The following is a 16629-nucleotide window of genomic DNA, read 5'->3' as shown; positions in this document are numbered from 1 at the left end:
GGTCGGGACGTGATCAGGAGCGCTACAGCACCGGCAGCGACTTCCGCAGTTCGAACGCCGTCACCTGGGACCGGTACTCCTCCCACTCCTGCCGCTTGTTGCGGAGGAAGAAGTCGAAGACGTGTTCGCCCAGCGTCTCGGCGACCAGGTCGCTGCGTTCCATCAGGGCGAGGGCCTCGCCCAGGTTCTGGGGGAGGGGCTCGATGCCCAGGGCGCGGCGCTCGGCGTCGGAGAGGGCCCAGACGTCGTCCTCGGCGCCCGGCGGAAGCTCGTAGCCCTCCTCGATGCCCTTGAGGCCGGCGGCGAGGAGGACCGCGTAGGTCAGGTACGGGTTGGCGCCGGAGTCGATGGAGCGGACCTCGACGCGGGCCGAGCCGGTCTTGCCGGGCTTGTACATCGGGACGCGGACCAGGGCCGAGCGGTTGTTGTGGCCCCAGCAGATGTAGGAGGGGGCCTCGCCGCCCGCGCCCGCCGTGCGCTCGGTGCCGCCCCAGATGCGCTTGTAGGAGTTCACCCACTGGTTGGTGACCGCGGAGATCTCGGCGGCGTGCCGGAGCAGGCCCGCGATGAAGGAGCGGCCCACCTTGGAGAGCTGGTACTCCGCGCCGGACTCGTAGAACGCGTTGCGGTCGCCCTCGAAGAGGGAGAGGTGGGTGTGCATGCCCGAGCCCGGGTACTCCGAGAACGGCTTCGGCATGAAGGTGGCCTGGAGGCCCTGCTCCAGCGCGACCTGCTTCATGACCAGGCGGAAGGTCATGACGTTGTCGGCCGTGGAGAGCGCGTCCGCGTAGCGCAGGTCGATCTCCTGCTGGCCGGGGGCGCCCTCGTGGTGGGAGAACTCCACCGAGATGCCCATCGACTCCAGCATGGTGATCGCCTGGCGGCGGAAGTCCATGCCGATGTTCTGCGGGGTGTGGTCGAAGTAGCCGGAGTTGTCGGCGGGGGTCGGGACCGAGCCGTCGACCGGCTTGTCCTTCAGGAGGAAGAACTCGATCTCGGGGTGGGTGTAGAAGGTGAAGCCCAGGTCGGAGGTGCGGGCCAGGGCGCGCTTGAGGACGTACCGCGGGTCCGCGAAGGACGGCGAGCCGTCCGGCATGAGGATGTCGCAGAACATGCGGGCCGTGCCGGGGGCCTCCGCGCGCCACGGCAGGACCTGGAACGTCGACGGGTCCGGCTTGGCGATCATGTCGGACTCGTAGACCCGGGCGAAGCCCTCGATCGCGGAGCCGTCGAAACCGATGCCCTCGTCGAAGGCCTGCTCCAGCTCGGCCGGGGCCACGGCGACGGACTTGAGGAAGCCCAGTACGTCCGTGAACCACAGGCGTACGAACCGGATGTCGCGCTCCTCCAGCGTCCGGATCACGAACTCCTGCTGCTTGTCCATCTTCCGCTTCCCCATCCTTGCTGGTCAGGCCGCCTGTCTCCGGTACGGCGGGAGGCGGTCGGGCACTTGAGCATCACACCACAGCGCCGTTACGTATGCGTTGCGGACCTCCGTCGGCCGGCCCACCCCGTGACCGCAGCGTAGAGGCCACCTGTTCGATCGGGCCATTCCGGGGATCCGGCCGGGACAGATCCTGTGCCCGCCCTACGAAGGAAGGGTCCCTCGCCATTACGATCAGCGGACCTCACGCTCGTCCGTCTCCAGCATCCTTCCCAGAAGGGCAACACCCCATGGGTTCCGCCAAGAAGAGCAGCAACGCGGCGCGACAGGCCCGCATAGCCGAGATGCGGCGTGCCGAGGAGGCCCGCGACCGCCGGAACCGGATCCTGACGATCACGCTCAGCACCGTGGTCGTCGCCGGTCTCGTCGTCGGCGGCGTCTTCCTCGTCCGGTCGCAGTCCGACGACTCCTCAGGCGACACGGCCTCCGACGGCAAGACCTCCGGCAAGTTCGAGACCGGCGCGGACGGCGTACGGACCTGGAAGGGCGACCTGGGGCGCAACCACGTCACCAAGAAGGTCACCTACCCCGTCGAGCCCCCCGTCGGCGGCGACCACAACCAGGTCTGGATGAACTGCAACGGCGACGTCTACACCAAGCCGCTGAACAACGAGAACGCCGTGCACTCGCTGGAGCACGGCGCCGTCTGGGTGACGTACACCGACGACGCCCCCGAGGCCGACGTCCAGAAGCTGGCCGCCAAGGTCAAGAAGACGCCGTACTCGCTGATGAGCCCCGACGACAAGCAGAAGGACCCGATCATGCTCTCCGCGTGGGGGCACCAGCGCACGGTGACCGGCGCCGACGACCCGAACGTGGACAAGTTCTTCGAGAAGTTCGTCCAGGGACAGCAGACCCCCGAGCCGGGGGCCGCGTGCACCAACGGGCTGTCCCAGTGACCCCGAAACGGGCCGGCTGGATCGCGGGGGCCGCGACCGCGGTGCTCGTCGCGGCCGGCGGGATCACCTACGCCGTCGCCGGGGACGACGGCGGCACCAAGGTCCCGGCCGCCGACTCCGCGGACGCCGGGTTCGCCCGCGACATGTCGGTCCACCACCAGCAGGCCGTGGAGATGTCGTACATCGTGCGCGACCGCACCGACGACGAGGAGGTGCGGCGGCTCGCCTACGACATCGCGCAGACCCAGGCCAACCAGCGCGGCATGATGATCGGCTGGCTCGACCTGTGGGCGCTGCCCAAGGTGTCGTCCGATCCGCCGATGACCTGGATGGGCATGGGCGACGCGCCCTTGGCCGGTGAGGGCTCGCTGATGCCGGGCATGGCCACCGACGCCGAGATGGAGAAGCTCGGGACGCTGGACGGGAAGCGGGCCGAGGTCTTCTACCTCCAGCTGATGACCGAGCACCACAAGGGCGGCGTCCACATGGCGAAGGGCTGCGTCGAGCGGTGCACGGTCGGCGTGGAGAAGCGGCTGGCCCAGGGCATGGTGGAGTCGCAGGAGTCGGAGATCCGGCTGATGGCCGATCTGCTGGCCGAGCGGGGCGCGAAACCGGGGAGCTGAGACGGCGTGCGTGAGGTCCCGGACATCACGCGGTAACACACCCGTCGCCCCATCGCGTCGTTCTGACGATTACAGTGGACGGGTGCCCCGACTACGACTCGCCCTCAACCAGATCGACTCCACCGTCGGCGACATCGACGGCAACGCCGAGTCGGTCCTGCGCTGGACCCGGCACGCGGCCGGGCAGGGAGCGCACCTGGTGGCGTTCCCGGAGATGACGCTGACCGGATACCCGGTGGAGGACCTGGCCCTCAGGTGGTCCTTCGTCGAGGCCTCCCGCTCCGCCCTGCGCTCCCTCGCGGTACGGCTGGCGGACGAGGGGCTCGGCGGCGTCCCCGTGGTCGTCGGCTACCTCGACCGCTCGGCGACGGCCCAGCCGAGGTACGGCCAGCCCGCGGGCGCCCCGCAGAACGCGGCGGCCGTGCTGCACGGCGGCGAGGTGGTGCTGAGCTTCGCCAAGCACCACCTGCCGAACTACGGCGTCTTCGACGAGTTCCGCTACTTCGTGCCCGGCGACACCCTGCCCGTGGTGAGGGTGCGCGGCGTGGACGTGGCGCTGGCCATCTGCGAAGACCTGTGGCAGGACGGCGGCCGGGTGCCGGCCGCCCGCTCGGCGCGCGCCGGGCTGCTGCTCTCCGTCAACGCCTCCCCGTACGAGCGGGACAAGGACGACACCCGGCTGGCGCTGGTGGGCAAGCGGGCCCAGGAGGCCGGATGCACCACCGCCTACCTCGCCATGACCGGCGGGCAGGACGAGCTGGTCTTCGACGGCGACTCGATCGTCGTCGACCGGGACGGGACGGTCCTGGCGCGGGCGCCGCAGTTCGCCGAGGGCTGCCTGGTGCTGGACCTCGACCTGCCCGCCGCCGAGCCGGAGCCGCCGACGGGCGTCGTGGACGACGGGCTGCGCATCGACCGGGTCGTGCTCTCCGAAGCCGAGGAGGCGGCGGCGGACACGGTGCTCGCCGCCGAACCGTGGCTGTCCGGCGGCCACGCCGAGCCGCTGGACGACGACGAGGAGGTCTACTCGGCGCTCGTCGTCGGCCTGCGCGCGTACGTCGCGAAGAACGGTTTCCGCTCGGTGCTGATCGGGCTGTCCGGCGGCATCGACTCCGCGCTGGTCGCGTCGATCGCCTGCGACGCGCTCGGCGCGCGGCACGTGTACGGCGTCTCCATGCCGTCCAAGTACTCCTCCGGGCACTCCAGGGACGACGCGGCCGAGCTGGCCCGCCGCACCGGTCTCCACTACCGCACCGTGTCCATCGAGCCGATGTTCGACGCGTACACGGGCGCGCTGGAGCTGACCGGCCTCGCGGAGGAGAACCTCCAGTCCCGGCTGCGCGGGACGCTGCTGATGGCGCTCTCCAACCAGGAGGGCCACCTGGTCCTGGCCCCCGGCAACAAGTCGGAGCTGGCGGTCGGCTACTCCACGCTGTACGGCGACTCGGTGGGCGCGTACGGGCCCATCAAGGACGTGTACAAGACCTCGGTCTTCCGTCTCGCCGAGTGGCGCAACCGCGCGGCGGCCGCCCGAGGACAGACCCCGCCGATCCCCGAGAACTCGATCACCAAGCCGCCGAGCGCGGAGCTGCGCCCCGGCCAGGTCGACACCGACTCGCTGCCGGACTACCCGGTGCTGGACGCGATCCTCGCCCTGTACGTCGACGGGGACCGCGGCGCGGACGAGATCGTGGCCGCCGGGTACGACCGGGAGCTGGTGACCCGGACGCTGCGCATGGTGGACACCGCGGAGTACAAGCGGCGGCAGTACCCGCCGGGCACCAAGATCTCGTCCAAGGGCTTCGGCAAGGACCGCCGCCTGCCGGTCACCAACCGCTGGCGGGAGCGCGGCTGAGGCGGCGGACCCCCGTAGCGGCTAGCCCTCGCGCTTGAGGTCGGCCAGCACCTTGTGCAGCGGCTCCGCCACCCGGCGCCGGTACTCCTGGATCGCCCAGCCGTTGCCGTCCGGGTCCTTGAAGTACATGAAGGTGGCGCCGTCGTCCGGGGCGTACTGCACCGGCTCCGAGACCTCCAGGCCGCGCGCGGTCAGCTCCGCGTGCGCCGCCTTGATGTCGGCGACGCAGAGCTGGAGGCCCTGGTACGAGCCCGGTTCCGGCCGGGTCTGCCCCTGGGCCATGTCCCAGATGGCGTCGCCGAGGGCGACCGAACAGCCGGAGCCCGGAGGCGTCAGCTGGACGATCCGCATGCCCGGCATCACCTCCTGGTCGATGTCGACGTGGAAGCCGACCTTGTCCCGGTAGAAGTCCCGGGCGCGGTCGATGTCGGTGACGGGGAGCGGAATGACTTCGAGCGTGAAGTCCATGGCATGACTCCTTGGGCTTGCGTCGGTCGCGAAGGTCAGTAGTGGTAGCGCGCCTGGACGATGACCAGCAGGTCATCGGTGGGCTTGTACACAAGACGGTGCGTGTCGTCGATGCGCCGTGACCAGTAGCCGGACAGGTCGCCCTTGAGCGGCTCCGGCTTGCCGATGCCCTTGAACGGGTCACGGGCGATGTCGGCGATCAGTCTGTTGATCCGCTTGGTCACCTTCCGGTCGCTCTCGGCCCAGTGGACGTAGTCCTCCCAGCCGTGGGACGTGAAAGTGATCCTCACGCCCGCTCCGCGTCCGGGTCGATCAGCTCACGCTGCCGTGCGTCGCCCGCCTCGGCCTCCGCGATGGAGTCGAGCAGGCGTCGGGCGTTGCGCGGCGAGCGCAGGAGATGCACCGTCTCCGTCCACGCCGTGAAGTCCTCCTCGGACATGAGCACGGCGTTCCCCTTGCGGGAGGTGATGTGCACCGGGGCATGGTCCTCGTTGACCTGCTCTATCAGCGGGAACAGATTCTGACGGGCTTCGCTGGCGGTGATGGACATACCAGTGCCTCCCTTCCTCGGCTTGTACAAGATATCGTACGAGTCTGGAGCGGTCCACCGGAAAGCGGGAGCGGTACGCCCCGGCGCCCGCACGCCGTTCCCCGGCTACGCTCAGCCCGTACGACCTTGATCCGACCGGGCCCACGCGCCCCACTGTCCGACAGGAGGCCGAGATGACGGCGCCGGGGCGCAGGAGCAGTACCTTCACGCGACTGCTGCGGCACGGCTTCACCGATCCCTCGGCCGCCGAGCGGCTGCTGGAGGGGGCCGAGCTGGCCGAGCTGCGGGCCGACCCCGTGCTCCTGGAGGCGCTGGGCGCCACCGCCGACCCGGACCTCGCCCTGCTCGGGCTGGTACGGCTCCTGGAGGCGCAGCCCGACCCCACCGCCCGCCGGGAGCTGCTCGACACCCTGATAGCGGCCAAGCCGCTGCGCGACCGCCTCCTCGGCGTGCTCGGCGCCTCCGAGGCGCTCGCCGACCACCTCGCCCGGCACGCGGGGGACTGGCAGGCCCTCGTCACGTACGAGCCGCGCGACCTGCACCGCGGGGTCGAGGAGTTCGAGCGGGGGCTCGCCGAGGCCACCGACCCGGTCTCCCTGCGCGTCGCCTACCGGCGCTGCCTGCTGTCCATCGCCGCCCGCGACGTGTGCGGCACCATCGACGTCGCCGAGACCGCCGCCGAGCTGGCCGACCTCGCCACCGCCACCCTGCGCGCCGCCCTGGCCCTCGCCGAGGCCGACGCCCCCGAGGACGCCGCGCGGTGCCGGCTGGCGGTGATCGCGATGGGCAAGTGCGGCGGACACGAGCTGAACTACGTCTCCGACGTCGACGTCATCTTCGTGGGCGAGCCCGCCGAGGCGGAGGCCGACGAGACCAAGGCGCTGCGCGCCGCCACCTCGCTGGCCTCGCACATGATGCGGATCTGCTCCGAGACCACCGTCGAGGGCTCCATCTGGCCCGTCGACGCCAACCTCCGCCCCGAAGGCCGCAACGGCCCCCTGGTGCGCACCCTCAGCAGCCACGTCGCCTACTACCAGCGCTGGGCCAAGACCTGGGAGTTCCAGGCACTGCTCAAGGCCCGCCCGGTGGCCGGCGACCCCGGGCTCGGCGCCGAGTACGTCGCCGCCCTCCAGCCCCTGGTGTGGCAGGCCGCCGACCGCGAGAACTTCGTCCCGGACGTGCAGAAGATGCGCCGCCGGGTGGTGGAGAACATCCCCGTCGCCGAGGTCGACCGGCAGCTCAAGCTCGGGCCCGGCGGGCTCAGGGACGTCGAGTTCGCCGTGCAGCTCCTCCAGCTGGTGCACGGGCGGGCGGACACCTCCCTGCACAGCGGCACGACGCTGGACGCGCTGGCGGCGCTCGCCGCGGGCGGCTACGTCGGCCGCGCCGACGCAGCCCAGCTCGACGAGGCGTACCGCTTCCTGCGCTCCATGGAGCACCGCATCCAGCTGCACCGGCTGCGCCGCACCCACCTGGTGCCCGAGGACGAGGCCGACCTGCGCCGCATGGGGCGCTCCCTGGGCATGCGCAACGACCCGGTGGCCGAACTGCTGCGCGCCTGGAAACGGCACGCCGCGGTGGTCCGCAGGCTGCACGAGAAGATCTTCTACCGGCCGCTGCTCGACGCCGTCGCCCAGCTCGCGCCCGGCGAGGCCCGGCTCAGCCCCGAGGCCGCCCGGGAGCGCCTGGTCGCCCTCGGGTACGCCGACCCGGCCGCAGCCCTCAGGCACCTGGAGGCGCTCGCGTCCGGCGTCACCCGCAAGGCGGCCATCCAGCGCACCCTGCTGCCCGTGCTGCTCGGCTGGTTCGCCGACTCCGCCGACCCGGACACCGGACTGCTGAACTTCCGCAAGGTCTCCGACGCGCTCGGCACCACGCCCTGGTACCTCAGGCTGCTGCGCGACGAGGGCGCCGCCGCCGAGAACCTCGCCCGGGTGCTCTCCGCCGGGCGCCTCGCCCCCGACCTGCTGATGCGGGCCCCCGAGGCGGTCGCGCTGCTCGGCGACGGCGTCGCCGGGGGACTGCGGCCGCGCGGCCGGGCCCAGCTGGAGCAGGAGACCCTCGCCGCGGTCCGCCGCGCCGACGACGCCGTGCAGGCCGTCACCGCGGTGCGCGGCGTACGGCGCCGGGAGCTGTTCCGCACGGCCGCCGCGGACATCGTCGGCTCCTACGGCACCGAGGCCCAGCCCGTCGAGGCCGACCAGGGCGCCCTGGTGGACCTGGTGGGCGGCGCGGTGTCCGACCTGACGGCGGCGACGCTGGCGGGGACGCTGCGGGCGGTCGTGCGGGACAAGTGGGGCGACGTCCTGCCGACCCGGTTCGCGATCATCGCCATGGGCCGCTTCGGCGGGCACGAGCTGGGCTACGGCTCGGACGCGGACGTGCTGTTCGTGCACGAGCCCCGCGACGGGGTGGACGAGCGGGAGGCGGGCGACGCCGCCAACAAGGTCGTCTCCGAGATGCGCCGCCTGCTCCAGGTGCCGAGCGCCGACCCGCCGCTGCTGATCGACGCCGACCTGCGCCCCGAGGGCAGGTCCGGGCCGCTGGTGCGCACCCTGAAGTCGTACGAGGCCTACTACCGGCGCTGGTCGCTGGGGTGGGAGTCGCACGCCCTGCTGCGGGCCGAGTTCGTCGCCGGGGACGAGGAGCTGGGGGCGCGCTTCATCGAGCTGGTCGACCCCCTGCGGTACCCGGCGGGCGGGCTCGGCGAGGACGCCGTACGGGAGATCCGGCGGCTGAAGGCCCGTATGGAGTCCGAGCGGCTGCCGCGCGGGGCCGACCCCAAGCTGCACGCCAAACTGGGGCCGGGCGGGCTCTCCGACGTGGAGTGGACCGTGCAGCTGTTCCAGCTGCGGCACGGGCACGAGATCGCCGGGCTGCGGACCACCAGGACGCGTGCGGCGCTGGCCGCCGCCCGGGACGCCGGGCTGGTCTCGGAGGAGAACACCGCCACGCTCGACGAGGCGTGGGTGCTGGCGACACGGGTCCGCAACGCGGTGATGCTGGTGCGGGGGCGGGCGGGGGACACCTTCCCGACCGACCCGCGCGAGCTGGCGGCCGTGGGCCGCTACCTGGGCCACGGCTCCGGCCACGCGGGCGACATGCTCGACGAATACCGCCGCACGGCCCGCCGGGCACGGACGGTGGTGGAGGAGCTGTTCTACGCCTGACCCAGCCGTGGGCAGTCGTGCCTGCCCACCCCGCAGCTACGCCCGCCCCGGCAGCCACACCCTCCGCCGCCGCGCAGCGACCGGCACCAGGCGAGGCAACCGGTACGGCAGGCTCCCGTACCAGACGTAAGCCACCCCGTAGCCGAACGCCAGGCACAGCACACCCCCCACCGCGTCCAGCCAGAAGTGGTTCGCCGTCGCCACGATCACCACCAGCGTGAGCGCCGGGTACACCAGCCCCAGCACCCGCACCCACGGCACCGACGCCAGCGCGAAGATCGTCAGGCCGCACCACACCGACCACCCGATGTGCATCGACGGCATCGCGGCGTACTGGTTGGACATGTTCTTCAGGTCGCCGGACGCCATCGACCCCCACGTCTGGTGGACCATCACCGTGTCGATGAAGTGCCCGCCGTTCATCAGCCGGGGCGGCGCGAGCGGATACAGGTAGTAGCCGACCAGGGCGACACCCGTGGTCGCGAAGAGCACCAGCCGGGTCGCCGCGTAACGGCCGGGGTGACTGCGGAAGAGCCACACCAGGACACCCAGGGTCACCACGAAGTGCAGCGTGGCGTAGTAGTAGTTCATGCCGACGACCAGCCAAGTCACCGAGTTCACGGCATGGTTGACGGACTCCTCGACGGCGATGCCCAGTTGCTGCTCCACGCGCCAGATCCAGTCGGCGTTGCGCAGTGCCGCCGTCCGCTGTTCCGGCACCGCGTTGCGGACGAGGGAGTACGTCCAGTAGCTGATCGCGATCAGCAGGATCTCGAACCAGAGGCGGGGTCGGCGCGGGGTCCGGAGCCGACGCATGACCCCCCGCCCCGTCGACTCTGCGACGGGGTGCGGAACGCCGTCCTCCAGGCGTTCCCGAGTCCTCACGGTCGCGTCACCCATAGGCATGAAGTCTGCCAGAAAAGCCCTCTCCCACCGATCATCCCCCAGGTGGATCCGACCCGCATCCGCCCCGGAGCCGCCGCCCCCCGAGGGGTCAGGGGCGGCCGCGCTCGCCCGGGGCCGACGCCGTCGAGCCGCGCACCACCAGCTCCGGCATGAACACGAACTCGCTGTGCGGCGCGGGCGTCCCGCCGATCTCCTCCAGGAGCGTGCGCACCGCCGCCTGCCCCATCGCGGGCACCGGCTTGCGGACCGTGGTCAGCGGCGGGTCGGTGAAGGCGATCAGCGGCGAGTCGTCGAAGCCGACCACCGAGACGTCCTTGGGCACGTCCAGGCCCAGCTGCCGGGCCGCGCGTATCGCGCCCAGCGCCATCATGTCGCTGGCGCAGACCACCGCCGTGCAGTCCCGTGAGATGAGCGCGGAGGCCGCCGCCTGGCCGCCCTCCAGGGTGTACAGCGAGTGCTGGACCAGCTCCTTCTCCACCGTCTCGGCGCCCAGGCCCAACTGCTCCTGGACGGCGCGCACGAAGCCCTCGATCTTGCGCTGCACCGGCACGAACCGCTTCGGCCCGAGGGCCAGGCCGATCCGGGTGTGGCCGAGCGAGACCAGGTGCGTGACCGCGAGGCTCATCGCGGCCCGGTCGTCGGGGGAGATGAACGGCGCCTGCACCTGCGAGGAGAAGCCGTCGACGAGGACGAACGGCACGCCCTGCGCGCGCAGCCGCTCGTAGCGCTGCATGTCGGCGGTGGTGTCGGCGTGCAGCCCCGAGACGTAGATGATGCCGGCGACCCCGCGGTCGACCAGCATCTCGGTCAGCTCGTCCTCCGTGGAGCCGCCCGGCGTCTGGGTGGCGAGGACCGGCGTGTAGCCCTGCCGGGTCAGCGCCTGCCCGATGACCTGGGCCAGCGCGGGGAATATCGGGTTCTCCAGCTCTGGGGTGATCAGGCCCACCAGGCCCTCGCTGCGCTGCCGCAGCCGCACCGGGCGCTCGTAGCCCAGCACGTCGAGGGCGGCGAGCACGGACTGGCGGGTGGTGGCGGCGACGCCCGGCTTCCCGTTCAGGACGCGGCTGACGGTCGCTTCGCTCACCCCCGCCTGGGCAGCGATGTCGGCAAGCCGTGTGGTCACAGGGGTGGACTGTACCTGTCGGCCGCCGCCTTGCACACCGATCGGGCGCCGTGGGCGGCCTGTTGGACGGCCCGTCGGACGGCCCGTCGGACGGCCCGGCGCGGGCTGCTGCGTCATCGCGCTCCCTCAGGAAAGTGGCGGCAAGAGCTTGCAGAGTCTTGCACAAGCGGCCCGATACCGCTCGGACCCCGTAAACAAGCGTCTCATGACGGTCGCCGAGAGGTCACGCCCGGATAACTTCGGAGATCTCTTGCACATTTTTGCAGCAAGACCTTTCGCCGAGCTTTCCACGCTGTTACGTTCACGTCGCCCGACGGCAGCAACGACGCGGTCGGCGGTCGGCAGGAGCGGCGGACGGGCCCGCACCCTGCACCACACGGGCTTTCACCCTCAAGGAGAACTCATGCGGCGTGGCATAGCGGCCACCGCGCTGGTGGCGTCCCTCGCCCTGGCGGCGACGGCGTGCGGCGGAGACGACGGCGACAGCGAGTCCGGCGGACCGGTCACCATCACATACTGGGACACCTCCAACGCGACCAACGAGGCGCCGACCTACAAGGCGCTGGTCAAGGAGTTCGAGGCCGCCAACAAGGGCGTCAAGGTCAACTTCGTCAACGTGCCGTTCGACCAGGCGCAGAACAAGTTCGACACCGCCGCCGGCTCCAAGGGCGCCCCCGACGTGCTGCGGTCCGAGGTCGGCTGGACGCCCGCCTTCGCCAAGAAGGGCTTCTTCCTGCCGCTGGACGGCACCGAGGCCCTCGCCGAGCAGGACAAGTTCCAGCCCAACCTGATCGAGCAGGCCAAGTACGAGGGCAAGACCTACGGCGTGCCGCTGGTCACCGACACCCTGGCCTTCGTCTACAACAAGGAACTGTTCAAGAAGGCCGGCGTCGAGGCCCCCAAGACCTGGGACGACCTGAAGAAGGCCGCCGCCACCATCAAGGACAAGACCGGCGCCGACGGCTACTGGGCCTCCACGGCCGGCTACTACGCGCAGCCCTTCCTGTACGGCGAGGGCACCGACACGGTCGACGCCGAGGGCAAGAAGATCACCGTCAACGCGCCCGCGGCCAAGAAGGGCTACGGCACCTGGCTGAGCCTCTTCGACGGCAAGGGCCTGCACAAGGCCGACACCACCGCGGACGCCTACGCCCACATCCAGGAGGCGTTCGTCAGCGGCAAGGTCGCCTCGATCATCCAGGGCCCGTGGGAGATCACCAACTTCTACAAGGGCTCGGCCTTCAAGGACAAGAACAACCTCGGCATCGCCACCGTCCCGGCCGGTTCCACCGGCAAGGCGGGCGCCCCGACCGGCGGCCACAACCTGTCGGTCTACGCCGGTTCGGACCAGGCCCACCAGGAGGCGGCGCTGAAGTTCGTGAAGTTCATGACCTCGGCGAAGTCCCAGGAGACCGTCGCCCTGAAGAACTCCACGCTGCCGACCCGCGACGACGCCTACACCGCCAAGGTCAAGGCCGACCCGGGCATCGCCGGCTACCAGACGGTCCTGCCCGCCGCCCAGCCGCGCCCGGCGCTGCCCGAGTACAGCTCCCTGTGGACGCCGCTGGACGACGAGCTGCCCCAGATCGCCGGCGGCAAGAAGTCCCTGGACGAGGGCCTCGGCGACGTCGAGACCGCGATCGCCAAGCTGGTGCCGGACTTCAGCAAGTAGTCCCCGCGACCGCCGGGCCCCGCAGTGGGGGGAGGGCCCGGCGGTCACCGGCCGTGCCCCGACCGCTGACCCCTGACCTTCCCGATGCTCCCGAAGGTGTCGAACCATGACAGTCGCCATCGACCGCGCGACCGGCAAGCGCCGCGGTGACCGCACCCCGCGGCCCGGCCTCGGCCGCCGTCTGAAAGACGGCTACCAGAAGCACTGGTACGCCTACGCCATGATCGCGCCGGTGGCCGTCGTGATCGGCGTCCTCGTGCTGTACCCGCTGGGCTACGGCCTCTACCTCACCCTCACCGACGCCAACAGCCTCAACAGCGCGCGCACCATCGGCGTCAACGAGATCGAGGCCACGTACAAGTTCGTCGGCCTGGACAACTACGCCGACATCCTGTGGGGCCCGACGGCGTACGACCGCTTCTGGTCGCACTTCATCTGGACCATCGTGTGGACGGCGGTCTGCGTCGGCCTGCACTTCTGCATCGGTCTCGGGCTCGCCCTGCTGCTCAACCAGAAGCTGCGCGGCCGCACCGTCTACCGGCTGATCCTGGTCCTGCCCTGGGCCGTACCCACCTTCGTCACCGTCTTCGGCTGGCGCTTCATGCTCGCCGACCAGGGCATCATCAACTCCGCCCTGGACTGGCTGCACCTGCCGACGCCCGCCTGGCTGGAGGACACCTTCTGGCAGCGGTTCTCCGCGATCATGGTCAACACCTGGTGCGGCGTGCCGTTCATGATGGTCTCGCTCCTCGGCGGCCTGCAGTCCATCGACAACAGCCTCTACGAGGCCTCCGAGATGGACGGCGCCAACGCCTGGCAGCGCTTCCGGTACGTCACGCTGCCCGGTCTGCGGTCGGTCAGCTCCACGGTCGTGCTGCTCGGCATCATCTGGACCTTCAACCAGTTCGCCGTGATCTTCCTGCTGTTCGGCAACACCGCCCCCGACGCGCAGATCCTCGTCACCTGGGCGTACCAGCTCGGCTTCGGACAGCAGCCGCGCGACTTCGCGCAGTCCGCGGCCTACGGCATCCTGCTGCTGGCCATCCTGATCGTCTTCACCTCCTTCTACCGCCGCTGGCTGAACCGCAATGAGCAGCAGCTCGCGAACTGAGGCAGGAGCCGCCATGAGTACAAGCACCGCGCCCACCGAGGCCCCCGCCGAGCAGGTCGCCGCGCCCACCGCGCCGCCGCGCAAGGTGCGCCGCCGCGGCGAACGCAGCCGCGCCGCGTCCCTCGCCTCCCACGGCGTGCTGACCCTCGCGAGCCTCGTCGCGCTCTTCCCGGTCGCCTGGCTGGTCTACCTGTCCCTCGGCCCGGACAAGAACGACTACCTGCACCCCGGACGCATCTGGTCGAAGATGACCTTCGACAACTACGTCTTCGTGCTCCAGGACACCAACTTCTTCGACTGGCTGAAGAGTTCGCTGATCGTCTCGCTGGGCACCACCGTCATCGGGGTGCTGGTCGCCGCGACGACCGGCTACGCGGTCTCGCGGATGCGCTTCCCGGGCTACCGGAAGCTCATGTGGGTCCTGCTGGTCACCCAGATGTTCCCCATCGCGGTCCTGATCGTGCCGATGTACCAGATCCTGTCGAAGCTCCAGCTCATCGACAACTACCTCGGCCTGATCCTCGTCTACTGCTCCACCGCGGTGCCGTACTGCGCCTGGCTGCTCAAGGGCTACTTCGACACCATCCCGTTCGAGATCGACGAGGCCGGGCGCGTGGACGGGCTGAGCCCCTTCGGGACCTTCTTCCGGCTGATCCTGCCGCTGGCCCGGCCGGGCCTCGCGGTCGCCGGCTTCTACAGCTTCATCACGGCCTTCGGCGAGGTCGCCTTCGCCTCGACGTTCATGCTGAGCGACACGAAGTACACCTTCGCCGTCGGGCTGCAGAGCTTCGTCAGCGAACACGACGCGCAGCGCAACCTGATGGCGGCCACCGCCGTGCTCGTCGCGATACCCGTCTCCGCGTTCTTCTACCTCGTGCAGAAGAACCTGGTGACCGGCCTCACCGCGGGCGGCACGAAGGGCTGATCGCCGCCCGCCCCCGGAAAACGTCCGGCCGCGGTGCCCATCCGACCCCGCAGCACCGCGGCCGGCCGCCCCTTCCGCCACCACGCCTCGACGCCTCCACTCCGTTCCGTTACGTACCAAGGACGACATGAGCCAGCAGCCTTCCGCCGCACCGGCCCCCACCTCCGCCGTCGCCACCGTCGCAGGGCGCCACGACTGGTGGCGGGACGCGGTCATCTACCAGGTGTACCCGCGCAGCTTCGCCGACAGCAACGGCGACGGCATGGGCGACCTGGAGGGTGTCCGCACCCGCCTGCCGTACCTGCGCGACCTGGGCGTGGACGCCGTGTGGCTCAGCCCCTTCTACGCCTCCCCGCAGGCCGACGCCGGATACGACGTCGCCGACTACCGGGCCGTCGACCCCATGTTCGGCACCCTCCTGGACGCCGACGCGCTGATCCGCGACGCCCACGCGCTGGGCCTGCGCATCATCGTCGACCTGGTGCCCAACCACTCCTCCGACCAGTACGAGTGGTTCAGGCGCGCCCTCGCCGAGGGGCCCGGCTCCCCGTCCCGGGACCGCTACCACTTCCGCCCCGGCAAGGGGAAGAACGGCGAACTGCCGCCCAACGACTGGGAGTCCATCTTCGGCGGCCCCGCCTGGACCCGGGTCACCGAGCCCGACGGCACGCCGGGGGAGTGGTACCTGCACCTGTTCGCCCCCGAGCAGCCCGACTTCAACTGGGAGCACCCGGCCGTCGGCGACGAGTTCCGCTCCATCCTGCGGTTCTGGCTGGACATGGGCGTGGACGGCTTCCGCATCGACGTCGCGCACGGCATGGTGAAGGCGGAGGGCCTGCCCGACCTCGGATCCCACGAGCAGCTGAAGCTGCTGGGCAACGATGTCATGCCGTTCTTCGACCAGGACGGCGTGCACGCCATCTACCGCCAGTGGCGCCGCATCCTCGACGAGTACTCCGGCGAGCGCATCTTCGTCGCCGAGGCGTGGACGCCGACCGTCGAGCGCACCGCGAACTACGTCCGCCCCGACGAGCTGCACCAGGCGTTCAACTTCCAGTACCTGGGCACCCACTGGGACGCCGAGGAGCTGCGCACGGTCATCGACCGGACACTGGACGCCATGCGCCCGGTCGGCGCCCCCGCCACCTGGGTCCTGTCCAACCACGACGTCACCCGGCACGCCACCCGCTTCGCCAACCCGGCGGGCCTCGGCACCCAGATCCGCCTGGCCGGCGACCGCGCACTGGGCCTGCGCAGGGCCCGCGCCGCGACCCTGCTGATGCTGGCGCTGCCCGGCTCGGCCTACGTCTACCAGGGCGAGGAACTGGGCCTCCCGGACGTCGTCGACCTGCCCGACGAGGTCCGCCAGGACCCGGCGTACTTCCGCGGCGCCGGTCAGGACGGCTTCCGCGACGGCTGCCGCGTCCCGATCCCGTGGACCCGTGAGGGTTCCTCGTACGGCTTCGGCGACGGCGGCAGCTGGCTGCCGCAGCCCGCGGGCTGGGGCGAGCTGAGCGTCGCGGCGCAGTCCGGCGTGCCCGGCTCGACCCTGGAGCTGTACCGCGAGGCCCTGGCCGTCCGCCGCTCCACCGCCGACCTCGGCGCGGGCGACGCGGTCGAGTGGCTGCGCGCCCCCGAGGGCGTCGTCGCCTTCCGGCGCGGCGACTTCGTGTGCGTCGCCAACACCACCGCCGAGTCGGTGGCGATGCCCGCGTACGGGCGCGTCCTGCTGGCCAGCGGTGAGATCACCGAGGCGGCCGGCGAGGCGAAGGTGCCGGCGGACACGACGGTGTGGTGGACCAGGGCCTGACGCTCCCTCCGTATGGCCCGAGGGCCCGCCGCTTCCCACGGGGAGGCGGCGGGCCCTCGCGCGTGGGCCGGTC

The 16629-nt window shown here is 71.1% G+C and carries 14 protein-coding genes; 8 read left to right on the top strand and 6 right to left on the bottom strand.

What is annotated here, in order from left to right; translation table 11 throughout:
* Window positions 1-22: 22 nt before the first annotated feature.
* Window positions 23-1384, bottom strand: a complete 1362-nt coding sequence (glnA, locus tag ACGH52_RS11805; RefSeq protein ID WP_003976572.1) for a type I glutamate--ammonia ligase — start codon at window positions 1382-1384, stop codon at window positions 23-25.
* Window positions 1385-1674: 290 nt separating this feature from the next.
* Here glnA and ACGH52_RS11800 point away from each other — a divergent pair, with 290 nt between their 5' ends.
* From ACGH52_RS11800 to ACGH52_RS11790, 3 genes are all read left to right on the top strand, one after another.
* Complete coding sequence (locus tag ACGH52_RS11800; RefSeq protein ID WP_076974059.1) at window positions 1675-2343, top strand: DUF3105 domain-containing protein; 669 nt, start codon at window positions 1675-1677, stop codon at window positions 2341-2343.
* Entirely contained in the window at window positions 2340-2966 is a 627-nt protein-coding gene (locus ACGH52_RS11795; RefSeq protein WP_121701704.1) for a DUF305 domain-containing protein, read from the top strand. Before ACGH52_RS11800 ends, ACGH52_RS11795 begins: the two co-directional genes overlap by 4 nt.
* Window positions 2967-3048: 82 nt before the next feature.
* Window positions 3049-4821, top strand: coding sequence for an NAD+ synthase (locus ACGH52_RS11790; RefSeq protein ID WP_399938898.1), 1773 nt, complete (start codon window positions 3049-3051; stop codon window positions 4819-4821).
* Window positions 4822-4842: 21 nt separating this feature from the next.
* Here the strand turns inward: ACGH52_RS11790 and ACGH52_RS11785 are convergent, their stop codons facing one another.
* Genes ACGH52_RS11785 through ACGH52_RS11775 form a run of 3 tightly spaced genes read right to left on the bottom strand, consistent with a single transcriptional unit; the run spans window position 4843 to window position 5839 of the window.
* Window positions 4843-5289 carry a VOC family protein gene (locus ACGH52_RS11785; RefSeq protein WP_059302823.1) on the bottom strand — a complete coding sequence of 149 codons (447 nt, stop codon included), beginning with the start codon at window positions 5287-5289 and terminating at the stop codon, window positions 4843-4845.
* Window positions 5290-5324: 35 nt separating this feature from the next.
* Window positions 5325-5579 carry a Txe/YoeB family addiction module toxin gene (locus ACGH52_RS11780; protein WP_030189135.1) on the bottom strand — a complete coding sequence of 85 codons (255 nt, stop codon included), beginning with the start codon at window positions 5577-5579 and terminating at the stop codon, window positions 5325-5327.
* On the bottom strand, window positions 5576-5839 hold the full coding sequence (locus tag ACGH52_RS11775; protein ID WP_052839935.1) for a type II toxin-antitoxin system Phd/YefM family antitoxin: 264 nt from the start codon (window positions 5837-5839) through the stop codon (window positions 5576-5578). Before ACGH52_RS11775 ends, ACGH52_RS11780 begins: the two co-directional genes overlap by 4 nt.
* A 173-nt stretch (window positions 5840-6012) precedes the next feature.
* Here ACGH52_RS11775 and ACGH52_RS11770 point away from each other — a divergent pair, with 173 nt between their 5' ends.
* Window positions 6013-9009 carry a bifunctional [glutamine synthetase] adenylyltransferase/[glutamine synthetase]-adenylyl-L-tyrosine phosphorylase gene (locus tag ACGH52_RS11770; RefSeq protein WP_399938893.1) on the top strand — a complete coding sequence of 999 codons (2997 nt, stop codon included), beginning with the start codon at window positions 6013-6015 and terminating at the stop codon, window positions 9007-9009.
* 36 nt (window positions 9010-9045) lie between these two features.
* Here the strand turns inward: ACGH52_RS11770 and ACGH52_RS11765 are convergent, their stop codons facing one another.
* Together ACGH52_RS11765 and ACGH52_RS11760 are read right to left on the bottom strand one after the other, a co-directional pair.
* Entirely contained in the window at window positions 9046-9909 is an 864-nt protein-coding gene (locus ACGH52_RS11765; RefSeq protein WP_076974054.1) for a phosphatase PAP2 family protein, read from the bottom strand.
* A 94-nt stretch (window positions 9910-10003) separates the two neighbouring features.
* Window positions 10004-11038, bottom strand: a complete 1035-nt coding sequence (locus ACGH52_RS11760) for a LacI family DNA-binding transcriptional regulator (protein ID WP_076974053.1) — start codon at window positions 11036-11038, stop codon at window positions 10004-10006.
* 403 nt (window positions 11039-11441) lie between these two features.
* On the opposite strand from ACGH52_RS11760, the gene ACGH52_RS11755 reads away from it, so the two are divergent.
* From ACGH52_RS11755 to ACGH52_RS11740, 4 genes are all read left to right on the top strand, one after another.
* On the top strand, window positions 11442-12710 hold the full coding sequence (locus ACGH52_RS11755) for an extracellular solute-binding protein (protein WP_059302819.1): 1269 nt from the start codon (window positions 11442-11444) through the stop codon (window positions 12708-12710).
* A 106-nt stretch (window positions 12711-12816) separates the two neighbouring features.
* A complete protein-coding gene (locus ACGH52_RS11750) occupies window positions 12817-13821 on the top strand; it encodes a carbohydrate ABC transporter permease (protein ID WP_210977284.1) in 1005 nt (334 codons plus the stop codon).
* A 13-nt stretch (window positions 13822-13834) separates the two neighbouring features.
* Window positions 13835-14746 carry a sugar ABC transporter permease gene (locus ACGH52_RS11745; RefSeq protein WP_210977285.1) on the top strand — a complete coding sequence of 304 codons (912 nt, stop codon included), beginning with the start codon at window positions 13835-13837 and terminating at the stop codon, window positions 14744-14746.
* Window positions 14747-14873: 127 nt separating this feature from the next.
* Window positions 14874-16556: a glycoside hydrolase family 13 protein gene (locus tag ACGH52_RS11740; RefSeq protein ID WP_399938890.1), complete on the top strand. Its 1683-nt coding sequence runs from the start codon at window positions 14874-14876 to the stop codon at window positions 16554-16556.
* The last annotated feature ends 73 nt before the right edge of the window (window positions 16557-16629 follow it).

This window comes from Streptomyces sp. BBFR25 (assembly GCF_044590125.1).
Classification (GTDB): domain Bacteria; phylum Actinomycetota; class Actinomycetes; order Streptomycetales; family Streptomycetaceae; genus Streptomyces; species Streptomyces canus_D.
The sequence above is the reverse complement of the archived record's forward strand: the minus strand, read 5'-3'. Positions and strand labels throughout refer to the sequence as shown.